Source organism: Dictyobacter aurantiacus (genome assembly GCF_003967515.1).
Classification (GTDB): Bacteria; Chloroflexota; Ktedonobacteria; order Ktedonobacterales; family Ktedonobacteraceae; genus Dictyobacter; species Dictyobacter aurantiacus.
Genome location: NZ_BIFQ01000002.1, coordinates 174,313 through 191,742, shown reverse-complemented (window position 1 = coordinate 191,742; position 17,430 = coordinate 174,313). Strand labels below are relative to the sequence as shown.

Sequence of the window (17,430 nt, the reverse complement as noted above, 5' to 3'; positions counted from 1 at the left end):
ACGCTATTTTTTAACCATAGCATACAATATATTTCCATTTATATATGTGATGTAGCTCACAATCTGAGCCACTGCGCAAGGAGAGAAATCCTTTGCACTTTTTATGCTCAACTGTATGATAACAGCTTTGTAACATTCGTATACCCAAAAGGACTAATGGGGGTAGGGAAAGGAGGACTTTTAGGATAGGTGCGCAAGCCGAGGCCAGTCCGGCGCGTATGGGAAAGCCGGAGCAAGCCCGGCAGCTACTGGTATATACATATTGACATATACACCAGGCTTGGGTACACTTTCATCAGGGGCATATGATACGTAAAGGGCTTTTTCTGGAAAAGCTTTTGTTTTCGAGCACCATCTCTTTAATGGAAGCGGCAGATAAAACGTAAGTCATTTTGTTGTTCTAACAACTAGATGTACTTGCAACATGAAAGGAGGAACATGATCGCTATAGATTATAAATCCTGATGTGAGTCGGGCGCACAGCTGTTTTTCAAGTCAATCGGTTTCAGGCGATCATTTTAGCATGGACTGCTTATCGGATGAACGCAAGGAGCACCTTATGACAAATGCAAAGTTGTGGCAGCCAGGAAGAGTGGGTCTATTCCTGCTCTTGTTGCTTGCCACTGTATTCTATGTTCCCTCAATTGCGCATGGAGCAGCGGACGCTTCCACTATCTCTACGCCTACCAATGTTAATGTTGTCTTTAGCGGATCACAATCAATTACCCTCAGCTGGTCCGCCTCCACCGATAATTCGGGGACGGGGGATGTCGCGGCCTACTATGTTTTTAATGGTTCACAGATCGTCGCGACCTCTATGGGGACAGCGGTCACGATCAGTTCGCTGCGGCCCTCAACCAGCTATACCTTTACTGTGCAGGCATATGACAAAGACGGAAACGTCTCGGCGCAAAGTTCGGCGGTCAGCGCCGCGACCCAGGCGGCAGGGAGTAGCCCGTATCAGAATATCGCCTATTTTGATCAATGGGGCATCTATGGCAACAGTTATTATCCCTCAACCGTTGACACGTCAGGAGCCGCCTCTAAGCTCACCGCTATTATCTACGACTTTGAAAACATCGATCCAGTCAACCTGACGTGTTTTGAAACCATCAAGGCATCTGACTCCAGCAACGAAAGTGACCCCAACGCGGGTGATGGTGCCGGTGACGCGTTTGCCGATTATCAGAAGAGTTATAGCTCCAATTCCGTAGATGGGAGCTCTGATTCGTATAGCCAGCCAATAAAGGGAAACTTCAACCAGTTGCGCGAGCTCAAGGTAAAGTATCCCAATCTGAAACTGTTGCTCTCGCTGGGGGGCTGGACCTACTCCAAGTATTTTTCCGATGTAGCCGCCACGTCAGCCTCACGGCAGAAGTTCGTCAGTTCGTGTATCTCGATGTTCCTCAAAGGCAACCTGCCCACGGGAATCAGCGGTGATCCCTCCGGAGGGAACGCATCCGCCGCGGGTATCTTTGACGGTTTTGATATCGACTGGGAGTATCCCGGGACCCAGGGGCATATCGGCAATCACTATAGCGCCCAGGATAGTGCCAACTACACCTTGCTGCTCCAGGAGTTCCGTACGGAGTTGGACTCCTATGGTAGCAGTATCGGCAAGCATTTCCAACTGACGGCGGCGGTACCTTCCGGGCAGGATAAGATCGCGTACATCCAGACCGACCAGGTAGGCAAGTATCTCGATTACGCGGATGTGATGACCTATGACATGCATGGAGGATTTGAGAGCACCGGTCCCACGAACTTTCAGGATCCCCTGTACGCCTCGCCCAACGATCCATCCCAGCCGATAGCGCCTGGCAGCGAGAAATATAACATTGATAGCGCGATCAAAGATTGGACAACGGGCTCGGCAGCCTATGGTATCCCCGGCGGATTCCCATCTGGCAAGCTGGTGATGGGCTTCCCGCTCTACTATCGCGGCTGGACTGGCGTCGCCGCTGGCAGCAACCACGGTCTCTATCAAAGCGCGACCGGGCCATCGCCCTCATTTCCCACCAGCCAGCAGGCAGGAATCGCCGACTACAAAGAACTGGCCGCCGCAGGTCTGACCAGCAACACCAGCGACAACTTCTTTGATTCCACTACCCAGGCCAGCTGGATCTACGATGGCACCAACTTCTACACGGGCGACACCCCGCAATCGATCGCCGCAAAGACCGATTACATCAAGTCCCACAACCTCGGCGGCGCGATGCTCTTTTCCCTGGACGCCAATGATCCTGCTGACACATTACTGAACGCCGTCGCCAACGGCCTGGCAGGGGGAACTATCCCTACGCCGACGCCAACCCCGAATCCGACGCCGACGCCAACTCCGAATCCGACACCTACTCCCAATCCTACACCGACGCCGACGCCGAATCCGACGCCCACACCAACTCCCAATCCGACACCTACTCCTACACCTACGCCAGGCAACCTGGTGACAAATGGAGGATTCGAGACGGGGAATCTCAGTAGTTGGAGTTGTGATCCAGGGGATACAGTCGTGAGTAGTCCTGTGTACAGTGGGAGCTATGCCTTGCAGTTGACGCCCTCGAATTCGACCACCGGTCAATGCACGCAGACGATCAATGTCCAGCCCAACCATGCGTATACATTGAAAGCGTACGTGCAGGGAAACTATGTCTACCTGGGTGTCAACGGTTACTCCAGTAACTGGATGAATGCGAGCAGCTATGGATTGCTGAGTTATTCATTCACGACTACTGCCAGTACGACCAGTATCACGATCTTTGTACACGGCTGGTATCTCCAGGGGAACGTCTACGTTGACGATGTCTCTTTAAGCTGATGGCGCGCGGTCGGAGGACGGTGGTTCTCCGACCGGTCGCCTGTTTGGTTGAATTCGTGTTGAACATATTGCAAGGAGCGCAAGAATGTTTCGCAGCAAACTGGCACAGATCAGCGTTGCGCTGTGCGTCTTGAGCGGTATGGTGCTACTGCTCTTCTTCAACAGGTCGGTGGGTGTGGCCGTAGCGGCCAACAACCTGGTGACCAATGGAGGCTTTGAGACAGGGAACCTCAGCGGTTGGAGCTGTGATCCCGGTGATACTGTGGTGAACAGCCCAGTACATAGCGGTGCTTATGCCTTACAGCTCAACCCGAGCAACTCGACCACGGGACAGTGTACGCAGACCATCAGTGTTCTGCCTGGTACGGCATACACGCTCAGCGCGTATGTGGATGGATCGTATATGTACCTGGGCGTCAACGGCTATGGCAGCAACTGGACGAACAGTTCAAGCTATACACAGCTCTCCTATTCATTCACGACTGGAAGCAGTACCAGCAGCATCACGATCTACGTTCATGACTGGTACGCGCAGAATAGTGGTTACGTAGACGACATCAGCCTGGCGGGTCCCGGTGGAAATGGGACGCCAACGCCCACCCCATCGCCAACGGCCACCAGTACCCCGACGCCTACGCCAACGGTGCTTCCAACAGCGACCCCCACGCCCTGTACCGCCTGCGGAGGAGGGTTGCCCGAGCATATCTTAACCGGCTACTGGCAGGACTTTACCAATGGCGCGACTCCTCTCAGGCTGAGCGGGGTCGATGCACAATATAACCTGATCGCGGTGGCCTTCGCCAATGCTGATCCCTCCACCCCTGGTGGCGTTACCTTTAGCATCGATTCTGGTCTTTCCTCCGCCCTGGGAGGCTATAGCGCGGCGCAATTTACCAGCGACATCGCGACGTTGCACGCACAGGGCAAGAAGGTCATCATTTCCGTTGGCGGGCAGAACGGAACCATCAGTGTCGGCGACGCGACCTCGGCCAGCAACTTCGCCAATAGCGTCTACCAGTTGATCAAGACCTATGGTTTTGATGGGGTCGACATCGATCTGGAGAACGGCATCAACCCGACCTATATGGGTAGCGCCCTGCGGCAGCTCTCTACGCTGGTAGGTTCGAATCTCATTATTACGCTGGCGCCGCAGACGATCGACATGCAATCCACGGGTAGTGCCTACTTCCAGCTGGCCTTACAGATCAAGGATATCCTGACCGTCGTCAACATGCAGTACTACAATTCTGGCAGCATGAACGGCTGCGATGGCAGGGTTTATTCCGAAGGGAGCGAGGACTTCCTGACGGCCCTGGCCTGCATTCAACTGCAGGGAGGGTTGAGGGCCGACCAGGTTGGGATTGGCGTTCCCGCGAGCAGTTCGGCTGCGGGCGGAGGATATGTCTCGCCATCGGTGGTGAATAATGCTCTGGATTGCCTGGCAACGGGTACGAACTGTGGCTCGTTCAGGCCATCAACGACCTACCCAACCATTCGGGGAGCGATGACATGGTCGATCAACTGGGATGCGTCAAACGGGTATAACTTCGCGCATACCGTTGGCGCGCACCTGGCGACCTTGCCGTAACCTGCCATAGGAGATGGTCCATAGGCGGCGGCTGTTACAACATGCGATGGCCGCCGCCGACATACAGAATCTGTCCGGTGAGCCAGCGGGCTTGCTGGGAGGCGAGAAAGACGATCACATCGGCCAGGTCCTCAGGTTGACCAACGCGTCGCAATGGGGTCTGCTCAGACAGTGCCTGCTCCATGGCAGGCGTGATCCAACCTGTCTGAGTGGGTCCTGGCGACACAATATTGACGGTAATGCCGTATGGTCCCAGTTCATGGGCGGCCGCCCGAGAATAGGATTCCATAGCGAACTTACTTGCTCCATAGGATGTATTCTGCCCAAAACCCGAGGCGGCATCGGTACTGAGATTGATAATGCGTCCATCGCGTAGATCTTTGGTGATGCGTCGCCGGGCGAACTCCGCCATCATCAGCGCCACGGCCCGACTATTGATCGCGAAGTGGCGATCGTGGCTTTCCGCGCTCAATGCAGACAGCGGATAGCCGCCTGGCGTAAGATCGGCCGAGCCCGGATAGCCTTTAGGGATGAACGTATCAGCCTGGCAGTAATCCGCGTTATTCACCAGCACATCAACGGGTCCAAACAGGTATTCAGCCTGCTCAAAGAGCCAGGGGATGGTGGTGGGATTGGACAGATCGGCCTCAATCGCCTGCGCGCGTCCTCCCTGCTCACGAAGATTCCTAACAACCTCGTCCGCGTCCTGGGCACGTCGGCTATTGTAGAAGGCGAGTCCGGGTGATGATGCATCGTCCGATGGGGCGGGTGATCCCAGTGCAGGCATACGGAGATAATTGATCAGTACGGACGCGCCCTCGCGCGCTAACGCTCTGGCCGTAGCGGCGCCGATGCCGTGGTTACCACCGGTGATTAAGGCTACCTTGCCCGCTAATCCTGTATCGATCATTATTAACATCCCTGCTTTCTATTGTTCCGTATAGAGTATTTCACTTAGAATAGATCTTCTTCTTAGCACTCTGGGGCACGTGAGCGCCCCCGCACGCGCGTCCGCTGCGCGGCCGCGCTGGTTTTTTATATTAACGCATGGGGACGCGCATTCGCGCGTCCCCATGCGTTAATATAAAGTTGACACGCAGCACTGCAGATGTGCAAGCTTATGCAAGCTGCAGGTGATAAGATATATTCTTATGACAATAGCAACTATTACAGTATATAATAAATTTCAGGAGAAACAGAAAGGAAACCATCAATCGATGTCTGATACGCAAGCAAACGCGGCCCTGTTAGTAATGGATATGCAGGCGGGGATTGTTGATCGATACGCACAGTCAAGCGATATTCTTGAGCGTACAAATATAGCTATTGCGACGGCTCGTGCCGCATCGATTCCCGTTATCTATGTGGTTGTGGGCTTTCGGCCGGGATATCCCGAGGTCAGTTCTAGAAATAAGATGTTCTCTGCTCGCAGGCAAGCTGCCTCGTCAATGGTTGCCTTTTCGACGGAACTTCCCCAGGCTATCGCCCCGCAGCCGACGGATGTAGTGATTACCAAGCGTCGCGTCAGCGCGTTTAGCGGGAGCGATTTAGAGGTGGTGTTGAGGGCGCAGAACATCTCGCACCTGGTGCTATGCGGCATCGCGACCAGTGGAGTCGTCTTATCGACGCTCAGGGAAGCGGCGGATAAAGATTACCAGTTGACCGTCCTGGCCGACTGTTGTCTGGATAGCGATGAAGAGGTTCATCGCGTTCTGCTATCCAAAGTCTTTCCACGGCAGGCGGAGGTCACACAGGCTAAAGACTGGGCGGCAACGCTGGACGTTGAGAAATAAAGGAACTGGCATACAGCCGTACTTCTTTTATAGATTGATGCATGGGTTGCTCTAATGGCACCCCATGCATCAATCTATAAAAGAATCCAGAGCTAATCTTTCTGGTACGTGAATGTGTCGCGCAGGGCCATCAATCCCTGATAGTTCCAGGCTCTCGCCTGTTGGCTGGCCTGTCCATCGGGGCTGCAGACCAGGGATTGCGGATCGGGGCTGAAGGTCGCGTCCAGCGTTAGTTTGTTGTCGGGGGACATGTGATAGGATAGGTGGGCGCGATACACCGCACGCGAGGTCTGCGGAAGCGGCGCGACCTCGGCCGGAACACTATCCAATTGATGTTCAAAGACGTTGAGCAGCGCAACGACCTGGAGCATCGAGGCGGCGCTATCCACCAGGATAACCTCCTGCCAGCGATCATTTTCTCCCTCAACGACCGGTTGGGTCAGACTTAAAATGGTAAGATGAGATACATCGATGCCTTGAATAAGGCCGGCCTCGATATGAAAGCCGCTCACGCGCCAGAAGGGATAATTCGGCTGATCGCCCCTGACACTATCGCCACACCTACATGGATTGCAATCGCAGGGGTCACACGTACAGGAATCGCCGCGCGCCCCAAAGACAGCCCCTTTTACGAGATAGCTTTTTTGCATCACTGTAGCCATGATAACTCTCCTCAATAGTAAGGTCTCGCCTGGCTGGTTTTTTGAGTTGGTGTGACAGGGGTGCATTCGCGCCCCTGTCACACCAACTCATCATCATATTTAGTATAACATAAAAAGTTTAAAATGAATTTAGCTTATTAGCGTTGGTTGTGTTATTAATTGATCTATCAGTTACTGTATTTCAGATCCTTACACAGTCTAAATTAGTTACCATGATTCTATAGGGATAAGTATGTATTTTTTTTCTTAAGGTTTTATTTTTGTATCTGAAGCATGTAAAGTATGTTTTATGAAATGCGCCTGTAATGCTTATAGAAAACTAGTAGTTGTTCGGGCTATGTAGTGTAAGGAGGTCAGGATGATACAGGATGCTTACTTAAAAATGGGGCGTATGAATTGTAACGGGTGCGTGAGCAAGATAACGAAGATTCTTCAATCTTTTCACGGTCTAGAGATAGTGCAGGTTGATCTTGCGGCTAAAACGGTCACGGTACGCTATGAGTCGGATCGACTCAACTTTGAAGAGGTCGAGCAAGCTCTGGCGCAGGCGAAATATCCTATTGTGGAGATCTTGCAAGAGCGTGGTACAAGGTAATATTTGACAGAGCGTATGCGGTACATGTATAGTCAAGCCTCATATAGGATATGAAGGTAACGGCGATACAGGGTTGCTATTCTGGTGAGCCGGATATGAACAGGATTCTCTGGGAGGCGATATATGACGGGCAAGCAAGACACACGTTTGCAAGCGCTGCCGATGGATGTGCAGTCTTATGCTTCGCAGGTGGTACAGGTGCTGCATAGCTATCTGCAGGAGGGCTTATTGGGTGTCTATCTGGTTGGATCTGCCGCGTTAGGAGGGTTTGTTCCTGGCAGGAGCGATCTCGATATCCAGGGGGTCTGCGCGCGGCACCTGCGGCAGGAAGAGAAGGAGCAACTCGCCGCCCTGCTGGCGCATCCCGCGCTCCCGTGTCCAACGCGTGGATGCGAGCTTGTTATTTATCAGAAAGACGCGATCGCGGCATCCACTTCCACAGTCGGCTTTGAGCTTAATCTCAACTCCGGCCCGCAGATGCCTTTGCATGTTACCTATGATGCGAAGGATGAATCGCCCCACTGGTTTTTCTTTGATCGAGCGATCGCGCGCGAGCATGGCATCGCTCTTTTTGGTCCTCCGCCCCAGAATCTGTTTGGGGTTATTCCACGGGCATGGCTGATTGAGGCCGTTCTGATATCGCTGCGCTGGTATACGGACTATGACGAAACCGGCTATGCAAGCGTCCTCAACGCATGTCGGGGATGGTGCTTTGTGGAGGAGAATCAGGTACGATCGAAGAAGGATGCGGTAGCATGGGCTACAACACGTGTGGACGAGGGCGGTCTACTTCGGCAAGCTCTGGCCTTACACGCTGGGACCACTGACGAAAAGCTGGATGCAGCCAGGGTCAGGCGATTGCTGGATATGATCCAACGGCGTGTAGAGCAGGTGTGGCAAGAGGAGGTGTGGAAAAAATGAGGTAGCCGGCCAATGTTGTAGATGAATGTGTGGGGGGATAAAAACTGCAGGGAAAGAGCGGAATAGAAAGCCATTTTATTTCCGCTTTTTTGTTCGCGAAACAGAATAGAAAAACAGAGAGAAAAACAATAGCTAAAGATGTATCGCGAACGTTGCCTTGAACTTTTTGCTCCACGGTGAAGGAGCCTTTTACCACCTGTGATCGCACCTCATCCAGATTACTTGAAGGAGAAAAAGACATGCAAGTGGCTACCCCGACAACTTCGGTTTCAAAGACTTCATTATGGATTGGTCGTGTTTTGTCAGCGCTGGCGGCGCTGTTTCTACTCTTTGACGGCATTACCCACGTGGTGCAGATCTCCCCTGTCGTAGACTCGCTAAACCAACTCGGATATCCGGTGAACCTCGCTCTTGTCCTCGGCGTTATGGAGCTTGTATGCCTGGCTGTTTATGTATTTCCAGCTACCTCAGTTCTGGGAGCGATCCTGTTGACGGGTTACCTGGGCGGAGCGATCTCTGCTCACCTGCGCCTTGGAGATCCTCTGTTCAGCACCACGCTTTTCCCTGTCTACATTGGTATATTGATCTGGGGTGGGCTCTACCTGCGCGACGAGCGCGTACGAGCGCTTTTCACTGCTCGTAAAGAGCACTAGGGAAAGAACTTATGGCAGATATTGATTATGTACTGCATCCCATTGGTTTCCTGCAATCGTCGCTGAAGCGGCGTGAGGGCGCGCCCAAACAGGGCCGGGAAGGAGCACCGGACGCGTGGCTGATCGTCAATGACGAGTTCGGCGAGGGGTTGGATAGGATCGCGGTGGGTGATGAATTAATTATTATCAGCTGGTTTCATCGGTCCCGACGCGACACACTCAAGGTCCATCCGCGCGGCAATCCGGAGATACCACTGACAGGCGTCTTCGCCACACGCTCGCCCGACAGGCCAAATCCGCTGGGTCTGCACAGGGTAACAGTGCGTGAGATAGCTGGCCACAGGTTGAAGGTCGGGCCGATCGAGGCCATCGATGGCACGCCGGTTGTAGATATCAAGCCGGTGCTATCACACACAATAGACGCATAGCGACCGCGACCCAGAGGGGTCGCGGCTCTTTTTTTATCTGTCAGAGCGTGTCAGACTCCTATCATGTTGGGAGCGCGTGAGCACCCTCGCACGGGCGGCCGCTACGCGGCCGCCCTGTTTTGTGTGTTCGTGCCTGGGGCGCGCATCAGCGCGCCCCAGGCACGAACACACAACGGAATGCTGAGCACCGGAGGTGCGAAAACCCATGCAGGCCGCAGGCCATCAGCATGAGAGTCTGACACGTTCTCAGGGCTTTGAGCAGGAGTCGTGAACATATGGAGGACCTCTTTCGTAGAGGAGGATGATCAGGTTTTGTATTTAGTGCGCCAGGTTGCGTTTGCATTATAGAGAGCCTTATTGCTTTGTGGGGTTGCTAAATATGGGCCTGTCGCATAGAGGTATGATAGAAGAATTCTGTTGCGTAATATCTACTAATAATTAGTAGACCTAAAGTGCGCTCAATATGTAAATTAATGAATGTTAGAAATAAGATGCTTCGACGTTTATAAATGTGCTGAGTAAATCTCATAAAAGCAGTGATAGAGCCAGAAGAGAGCTATTAATTATAAGGAGAAAAATTTGGGCAGCGATGTCGTCATAAACGTTTCGCACGCAAAGAAGTATTATCGCACGGTGCATGCTGTCGAAGACATTTCCTTGCAGGTGAGAAGTGGTGAAATTTATGGTTTTCTGGGCCCTAATGGGTCAGGAAAGACGACCACCATCGGCATGATGCTGGGTTTGATCTATCCGACTGGTGGGACCATTGAAATTTTTGGTGAGCAGATTACTCCAATGCATAATGCCGGTCTGCGACGCGTAGGGACCTTGATGGGTTCACCGTCCATGATGATGGCATATTCGGCACGGCGCAATATGCAGATGCTGCACCGACTGTATCCAGAGGTCCCGGAACAGCGCATTGATCAGGTGCTGACGATGGTGGGCCTCAGTGATGTTAACAACCGGCCCGTCAAGCAATTTTCAACGGGTATGAAACAGCGGTTGGGGCTGGCCCTGGCACTGCTCGGGCAGCCCGATCTGTTGATCCTCGACGAGCCAACCAATGGCATGGATCCCGTTGGCATGCATGAGATACGCCTGCTGCTACAGAGCCTGGCTAAACAGGGAGTGACCATCTTTATTAGCAGCCACCTGCTGCACGAAATGCAGTTGATCTGCAACCGGGTAGCGATCGTGCGTAAGGGTCTGGTGGTGGCTGAAGGAAAGGTCGAAGATCTGCTGAAGACCGAGCATGTTACACGTATCAAGACCAGAGATCAACAGAAAGCTGTGCAGTTGCTGGGAGAACTGGTGGAGAGTCAGCGCTATCTGCATGTAAATGGCCCATATGTTGATGTGCAGTCGGTGACGGCCGAAAAGATTATCGAGCACCTGGTTGCCCATAGCCTGACGCCATCAGAGGTATTCCCGATTCAGAACAACCTGGAAAATGTGTTTTTACAATTCGCGCAAGAGGCGGAAAAAGGAGCTGAGACGCATGCTGTGGAGAACGCTGCAGTTAGAGAAAGATAAGGTCTTCGGCCGACCGATCTTATGGATTGAGCTGGGAATTTTAACGCTGATTATCGCGCTTATCGATTGTGGTCAATATGTTCTCGCACAACTACTGCCTCCCAATAGTGGTGGCGGTGAAGTGCTAACACGTTCCCTGAGCTGGCCAATGGGGCTGGTGCAATCGCCGCAATTTGCCGCGTCCCATTCAATGGGTGGTATCTTACTGACGATTATCGTGGCCGTCATTACAGCCAGGGAATATTCCTGGCGCACCTTTCACCTCTGGCTAAGCCGTGGCGTATCCCGCCTGGTTTTGATCGAAGCCAAATGCATCGTTAACGTATTGCTGGTGCTAACGATGGTGATTGCATCGATCCTGGTATCCGGTATCCTCACCGCGATCCTGACGCTGCTGCTGCACGGCTCATTAGCGGTAGATGGGGAGAATTTGAAGACGCTGGTAATCAACTTCCTGATTACCGATTATGCTTTGCTGCCCTATGTTGCCCTGGCTTTTATGCTGACCATCATCAGCCGCTCATCGATTCTGGCGATTGGTGTTGGGCTGGCCTTCATCCTTCTGGTTGAGTCGGTGCTCCATACAACATTTATACTGGCAGGCGGTACCTGGATTTACGTCGCGCAGTACCTGCCAATGGGATTGGAGGCATCGCTACGGGAAGCCACGAAGGTGAGTGCGGCTCCCGCGTCTCCTTTGCAGATTCCCTACCTATCACCCGCGCTTGCCAGTGCTATGATCGCGCTCTATGTTGCCGTTCTTGTGGGCATCACCATCTGGCGCTTTTTACGGCAGAACTTTACCGATTAAAATGTGGATGTGCCAGACACACTTTTTACAGGTATGTCTGAGCGCCCTCGCACGGGCGTCCGCTAGCGCGGCCGCCTTCATTTTATGCGTAGGTGCACCAGCGGGCGCATTCGCGCCCGCTGGTGCACCTACGCATAAAATGAAGGCGGCCTCTAAAGTGGGCATTTCGTATCTATTTCCATATCAAGCCTATGGGATCGCGACCGTACGATATTGAGAATGCAGCCAAGCTTGTTGTAGATGCATTCAGCAAAAAGATGTTTGAAGCTGATCAATCAAATTTTAAGGACCACCTTGCGCTTTTTGGTAAATAAGGCGAAGAGTGGTCAGGTTTTGAGGAGAGGAGTGATCACTCAGCGTGAAGCATGAGCACTGTTACATCTGTCCCTGAGAAAAGCGCTCTCCATCTGGTATACTTCTTTCCAAGAACTGTTCATTAATGAAGGTGGGCCATTGCCATGACCGGAATCGAAGCTTCGACCTCTCCCCCTCCCTTGCCGCGCTGGTTCGGACCTAGAGCCAGCCCCGATGATCCGGCCGTCTCGGCCTTGATCGCCCGCGTCGCGCGCGGGGCCAGGTGGGCAGACATCGGCGGTGGGTTCAATCTCAACATACGGATAGACGCTGAGCCGCCGGTTGTCCTCCGGATTCATAGGCCGTGGGTAACGCGCGGCCGAGTGGCTGGACTGCGACGCCTGCGCGAGCGGCTCCAGCGCACCCAAGTCCGAGTCGCTCGGCCGATTCAGATGTTCGGCTCCGACCTCGTGAGGGTCGCTGATCGTTGGGCTGAGCTTGAGGAGTTCATCGGTCACGTGAAGCCGCCGGCGACCCAGGACTCCTACGTCCGCCTATTCGAGGAGCTTGGACGTCTTCACGCGGCGCTCAAAGCAGTCTGGGAGCCCAGTCCGCCCGAACCTCTCGACGACCACAAGACATTCGGCCAACTGCGTTACTCGGTCGGCTTCACACGCCGCCGGCTCGGACCCCGTAGCGAGCCGGTCGTGCGTCGGATGCGCCAACTGACTGGCGAGCTGTCCGAGCTCCGGAAGGGTGTCGAACTGCCATTCGCGCCGATTCACGGTGACTACCGCCTGGGCAACGCGGTCGAACTGTCAGACGGCTCATGGGTCACCCTGGACCTGGATTTTGTGAGGGTCAGGGAGCGGCTGTACGACATCGCGGGCGCTCTGAGCCTGATGCGCGACTTTCCCGGCATCGCCACCAGCCTGAACCCCGGTGCACAGAGCGGCGAATGGCTCGATCCGCGACGACTGCTCGACGCCTACGAAAGCACGGCTCCGGAACCGCTGACTCGTGACGAGCACCGTTGGCTCCCCGGGGCTCTGGCTCTTATACCCTTGCACTGGGCCGCCACCGCAGGACTCGTCGGCAACAACATCCACGAGGCCGAGAGCGCAATGACCGCCGCCGAGGCCTGGTGGTCGCGCCGCGCTGAACTGTCGTCGTAGTCCGGCGGCTGCGCTCGGGGACTGATTTCTCTCGGCCCGGGCCAGCGATGGCCCAGGCCTGTGGGACACCGGTTCGTATTGGTCCAACCAAGTGAGGTGATGCCTCTGAATACGAACCGCGGCCCACCGTAGCTGGCGGTTGGGTACGGCTTGGCGGCTGGAAACCGGCCCAGGCGAGCTGCCGGGACGAGGCCGCCGTCGCGTTGTCGGCGCTACAGGACCGAACCGGTCGAAATTCCGGGACTTCAGACAGTCACATACGTTGCATCTCCCGTATCCCCGGTTACCGGTACAACATCATGTCAGGTGACCACCGTCTGACGGTTTTGTGCGGAGGCTTCACGTCCACACCCGTGAAAATGCCCAGGAGCTTGTTGATAGCTATGCGGACCGGGAACTGCAACACGATTTCGGGCTAGAAAAGACGCTGGATACGCTCTTTCCTCCCTCTTGAATGGCATCTGAGCAACAGTTCTGCGGATCATCCTTCTCCTGTGCCTACCAATTGACAAAACAGTGCTGAATGAGGCGAGAGAAGGAGCAGCTTCTCAAACAGTCAATGCTTGAGCTGCTCACGCTTCCCGCTGAGTGATCACTCTTCACCTTATTTACCACTTATTGTCGCGAAAGCGCGATAAACTGTATTGCAGCTCGAACTCGTGTCTGTTGCGTCACGGGCAGCGGTCCTATATCAAACGTGGAAGCGCGATAAACTGTATTGCAACTGATAAATCGCTGGGATGAAGAGCGTCGCTTCTTGCTTCGCTGTGAACTTGATGCTGCCTATTTAATCTAATTGAGCAACAGGATACTGTACTAGAAGAGCCCGACCCAGGATGGCATCTCAGATGTTTGCTCGCTGCCCTCTATTTGGCCTGTCTCACTGGTTTGCTTCGCTTTTTGTGGTCTTACTAGAAGAGTAGGAAGATGTGTTGTGCTTAGAATGCGTTCGGCGACACTGCCCATGACCCAGCGTTTCGGACCGCTTCTTCCATGCGTTGCCAGGGCAATCACATCACATCTGTTGGTACCATTGGCTCCTTCTCCCTGTTCGGCCAGCTGTAGAAGTTTCCCAGCACTATCCAGGTCATGGTCGAGAGCGATTGTGATCTGTAAATTGAGCGAGGCCAATTGACCTTCGTGCAACTGTTTCTCGATAGTCTGGAGGTACTCCATAACTGATGAGGTTTCTTGTTGTATGGCCTGTGCCATACTGGCATTTTGATCATATGCGAATGCCGCTGAGAGATGGAGGATATATATAAGATGCAATGCTCCTCTGGCCGGTGCCGACAATGCTGTACTCAAGTAAGCGGCAGGCTCTAATGCGGCCTCTGCCAGTTGAGAACCGTCAAGGGCGACCATAACACGGATGGATTGGGGGGTCTTGGAACGTTCTTGTTGTTGCAGATGATCATCATCTCGAAGGACAAGCACTGGTATAGGACTAGAACGTGCGACTTTCTGAGCGACACTTCCCAGTACCCAGCGTTTCAAGCCAGTTTGTCCTTTACTGCACATGACGATTAGATCATTCTGATGCAGACGCGTAGCCGCAAAGATCATCTCTTCTGGCGGCCCAATGAATATTTCTGGTGTTACGGGAACGCCAGCCAGATCTTTCGACTGCTTTACCATCTCTAGGTAATGGGTTGCACTTGCACGAGCTTTCTCTGTGACTCCAGTCGCATAGCGAGCTGTTGTTTGGGAAGGCATAATGGATTGCATGATAACCAACGATCCACCGAAAATGCGAGCAATACGTGCAGCAATAGGAAGTGCACGTTTTGAGCGGATGGACCCGTCCAAAGGAACTAAAATGCGCTGAAAGGGCTTTCTAGTGGTTCCCGTTGTCGTCTTCCGATGTTCTTGCTTATCATCACGGTGTGATGGAAGTTTGCTTTGGCAACAAACCTGGAATGCTGGTGTATCTGAAGAGCAATCTGTTAAATGGATGTGGCTCTTTTGTGCATCTATCTCTAAGAGGGCCATAGATTGTAGCATGTCGGGCGAGATACTCTGGAGGAGATCAATCAAATCTAACGGTTTCCAGCATGCTGTTTCCAGACGCGGTACATTACTTATATCTTTATTGATCTCCACAAAGGCATCTGGATATCTGCTCGCGACCGCGAGCAGACAAATCTGGAGTCTGTCATAAAGCTGCATCGTGTACCCTCCTTACCGCTGACCATTATAGCTGTCAGTCTTTTTCGTCCAGGCCGTTGAGGATGTGTCACAGAAGAACCTCTTTTACCTCGCGTCGAGGAGTAGGCTCACCATCTTTGCCGGATCTCATGCGCAAAAGTAATTGCGGAAAACCTCTTTGTACGATGAGATTATGGAGCATCAGACGCAATTCCGTAACTTCGATGGGTTGATTCAGAAATGATAACGAACCATGTATTTTCCATATGTGCTGTCTCTTGCAACGTGATGAGGAGTGAATCGGGTATCTCTCAATTTTCAAATGCTCGCCGATTGGTTCTCCGTTCCCCAATGGCGGAGAAAAGCTTGTTTTCGTTAGCAGTTGGCCCTGTGCTGCCTCCCCAACAAACAAGAGCGAGTAGATCTGGTTGAGGAATATCAGGTTGCCTACACTGATTGTGTGAGCGTCTTACAAAGTGTATCCTCATCTCCACTCAATCTAATATCTCTATTCAACATTAGAATCTGGATATTACAATGGCATCACAGTAGCAGGTTGCACTCTCACAGAGAGATCACAAGGAGTAGCAACGTTTGAGGGAGAGCGGTCAGTCGAAGCATCTCTTTCGGTGGCGCGTTGGAGCGCGTGGGTATCGGCGACCAGCACGGGCACTCCGTACCGAAAGATGGGAGCAAGCAACCCCGCTCCTCCTAGCGGCATACGCCGTAACTGCGCTTCCTGCTCCGGTGTCACGCCTACAATGGTGGCCAGGTGAAACAGGTGCCCTTCTGGAGGCACCAGGGGCTCACTCTCCTCACTGACCCGGCGCAGGGTCAAGGCGGCTATCTCCGCGCTAATGAGGTCGCATGCCGTTTCTGCGATGAGTGCGTGCAGACGCGCTTCCTCCTGTTCGCTCATGAGCGCTGCCCCTACCCGGCTCTGTTTCAACATAGATACCACGCTGCATCACTCCCTCCTACTCTTCATTATGAGCCGTGAGCGCGGTCGCCCATCGATTTTTCGCTTCTTGCACGTCCTCATTCTCCCTGACCAAAGCCAAGGCTCAGGGTGCTCACGCCGTACGGCTGACAGCTTCAATGAACGCTTTCCTTTTGCTTCGTTCTTATTCTATAATTTCTAGAAGAACCTGGCACGTTCATGCCGAAAAACGTGTGAGACCATGATACATCTTGCTTGTGATCTCTAGCGTCACCAGGCTCTTCCTGTCACATGTCTACCGTGAACACTATCAGTGTTTCTGTCTGGGAGAGAAGCACACACGATGACCGAGAAACAAACGACCATTCTGATTGTGGATGATGATCTGCAACTCTTCCAGTTGATGGCCCGCAATCTCGAATTGGAGGGCTATGCGGTGCTGCTGGCAGGAGACGGCAAGCAAGCCCTCAGCCAGATTGAGCATGCCTCGCCAGATCTGGTGCTGCTCGATGTGATGCTGCCCAGGATGGATGGCTTCACCGTCTGCCACCGCGTGCGCTCTTTCTCGACCATTCCTATTATTATTGTCACCGCAAAGGAGCGCAGCCAGGACAAGGTGCGTGGGCTGGATCTGGGGGCTGACGATTACCTGACCAAACCACTGGATATGGATGAACTGCTGGCACGCGTGCGGGCAGCGCTCAGACGCGCCCACTTTCGGGAGAACGAACGCGCCCTGTCCACGACGATGACCATCGGCAAGCTCACCATCGACTTTGGACAGCGCCAGGTCAGCCTGGCGAACCAGAAGGTGGTGCTCACACCTACTGAGTACCGCCTCCTCGCCTTACTCGCTCGTCATGCCGGACGTATTCTGCCTCAGGATGCCTTGTTAGAGCAGACCTGGGGCAAAGAGTACGTCGGCGAGCATCACCTGCTCCAGGTGAATATCAACCGCCTGCGCCACAAGCTGGAACCTGATCCTACCCATCCGCGCTATCTGCTGACCGAGCCCGGCATCGGCTACGTCCTGGCCCCACAAGTACAGGAGCCGGGCATCTCTTGACG

The 17,430-nt window shown here is 53.5% G+C and carries 16 protein-coding genes; 11 read left to right on the top strand and 5 right to left on the bottom strand.

Features of this window, described 5'->3' with window-relative positions:
- The first annotated feature begins 559 nt into the window (after positions 1-559).
- Positions 560-2,818, top strand: a complete 2,259-nt coding sequence (locus tag KTT_RS25645; RefSeq protein ID WP_126600151.1) for a glycosyl hydrolase family 18 protein — start codon at positions 560-562, stop codon at positions 2,816-2,818.
- 85 nt (positions 2,819-2,903) lie between these two features.
- On the top strand, positions 2,904-4,406 hold the full coding sequence (locus tag KTT_RS25640) for a chitinase (RefSeq protein WP_126600149.1): 1,503 nt from the start codon (positions 2,904-2,906) through the stop codon (positions 4,404-4,406).
- 34 nt (positions 4,407-4,440) lie between these two features.
- On the opposite strand, the gene KTT_RS25635 is transcribed toward KTT_RS25640, so the two are convergent.
- A complete protein-coding gene (locus KTT_RS25635; protein WP_126600147.1) occupies positions 4,441-5,316 on the bottom strand; it encodes an SDR family NAD(P)-dependent oxidoreductase in 876 nt (291 codons plus the stop codon).
- 307 nt (positions 5,317-5,623) lie between these two features.
- Here KTT_RS25635 and KTT_RS25630 point away from each other — a divergent pair, with 307 nt between their 5' ends.
- Positions 5,624-6,199: a cysteine hydrolase family protein gene (locus KTT_RS25630; protein ID WP_126600145.1), complete on the top strand. Its 576-nt coding sequence runs from the start codon at positions 5,624-5,626 to the stop codon at positions 6,197-6,199.
- A gap of 92 nt (positions 6,200-6,291) precedes the next feature.
- Here the strand turns inward: KTT_RS25630 and KTT_RS25625 are convergent, their stop codons facing one another.
- Entirely contained in the window at positions 6,292-6,861 is a 570-nt protein-coding gene (locus tag KTT_RS25625) for a DUF1326 domain-containing protein (protein ID WP_160146137.1), read from the bottom strand.
- Between the two features lie 358 nt (positions 6,862-7,219).
- Between KTT_RS25625 and KTT_RS25620 the strand changes: the two genes are divergently transcribed.
- The 6 genes from KTT_RS25620 to KTT_RS25595 all read left to right on the top strand — a co-directional run bounded on the left by KTT_RS25620 (position 7,220) and on the right by KTT_RS25595 (position 11,805).
- Positions 7,220-7,456 (top strand): heavy-metal-associated domain-containing protein, encoded by a 237-nt coding sequence (locus tag KTT_RS25620; protein WP_126600141.1) that lies wholly within the window; start codon positions 7,220-7,222, stop codon positions 7,454-7,456.
- A gap of 123 nt (positions 7,457-7,579) precedes the next feature.
- Positions 7,580-8,377 (top strand): aminoglycoside adenylyltransferase domain-containing protein, encoded by a 798-nt coding sequence (locus tag KTT_RS25615; protein ID WP_126600139.1) that lies wholly within the window; start codon positions 7,580-7,582, stop codon positions 8,375-8,377.
- Between the two features lie 239 nt (positions 8,378-8,616).
- Entirely contained in the window at positions 8,617-9,030 is a 414-nt protein-coding gene (locus tag KTT_RS25610) for a DoxX family protein (protein WP_126600137.1), read from the top strand.
- An 11-nt stretch (positions 9,031-9,041) separates the two neighbouring features.
- Entirely contained in the window at positions 9,042-9,458 is a 417-nt protein-coding gene (gene tsaA / locus KTT_RS25605; RefSeq protein WP_126600135.1) for a tRNA (N6-threonylcarbamoyladenosine(37)-N6)-methyltransferase TrmO, read from the top strand.
- Between the two features lie 579 nt (positions 9,459-10,037).
- Complete coding sequence (locus KTT_RS25600) at positions 10,038-10,994, top strand: ABC transporter ATP-binding protein (protein ID WP_160146136.1); 957 nt, start codon at positions 10,038-10,040, stop codon at positions 10,992-10,994.
- On the top strand, positions 10,960-11,805 hold the full coding sequence (locus tag KTT_RS25595) for a DUF2705 family protein (protein ID WP_126600131.1): 846 nt from the start codon (positions 10,960-10,962) through the stop codon (positions 11,803-11,805). Before KTT_RS25600 ends, KTT_RS25595 begins: the two co-directional genes overlap by 35 nt.
- Positions 11,806-12,241: 436 nt before the next feature.
- On the opposite strand, the gene KTT_RS37245 is transcribed toward KTT_RS25595, so the two are convergent.
- Positions 12,242-12,418 (bottom strand): hypothetical protein, encoded by a 177-nt coding sequence (locus tag KTT_RS37245; RefSeq protein WP_235845874.1) that lies wholly within the window; start codon positions 12,416-12,418, stop codon positions 12,242-12,244.
- Here KTT_RS37245 and KTT_RS25590 point away from each other — a divergent pair.
- Positions 12,354-13,274: a phosphotransferase enzyme family protein gene (locus tag KTT_RS25590; protein ID WP_268904565.1), complete on the top strand. Its 921-nt coding sequence runs from the start codon at positions 12,354-12,356 to the stop codon at positions 13,272-13,274. The two genes, KTT_RS37245 and KTT_RS25590, sit on opposite strands and share 65 nt — an antisense overlap.
- 816 nt (positions 13,275-14,090) lie before the next feature.
- Here the strand turns inward: KTT_RS25590 and KTT_RS25585 are convergent.
- Together KTT_RS25585 and KTT_RS25580 are read right to left on the bottom strand one after the other, a co-directional pair.
- Positions 14,091-15,443, bottom strand: a complete 1,353-nt coding sequence (locus tag KTT_RS25585) for a universal stress protein (RefSeq protein WP_126600127.1) — start codon at positions 15,441-15,443, stop codon at positions 14,091-14,093.
- A gap of 511 nt (positions 15,444-15,954) precedes the next feature.
- A complete protein-coding gene (locus KTT_RS25580; RefSeq protein ID WP_126600125.1) occupies positions 15,955-16,383 on the bottom strand; it encodes a hypothetical protein in 429 nt (142 codons plus the stop codon).
- A 322-nt stretch (positions 16,384-16,705) separates the two neighbouring features.
- Between KTT_RS25580 and KTT_RS25575 the strand changes: the two genes are divergently transcribed.
- Complete coding sequence (locus KTT_RS25575) at positions 16,706-17,428, top strand: response regulator transcription factor (RefSeq protein ID WP_126600122.1); 723 nt, start codon at positions 16,706-16,708, stop codon at positions 17,426-17,428.
- Positions 17,429-17,430: the final 2 nt, after the last annotated feature.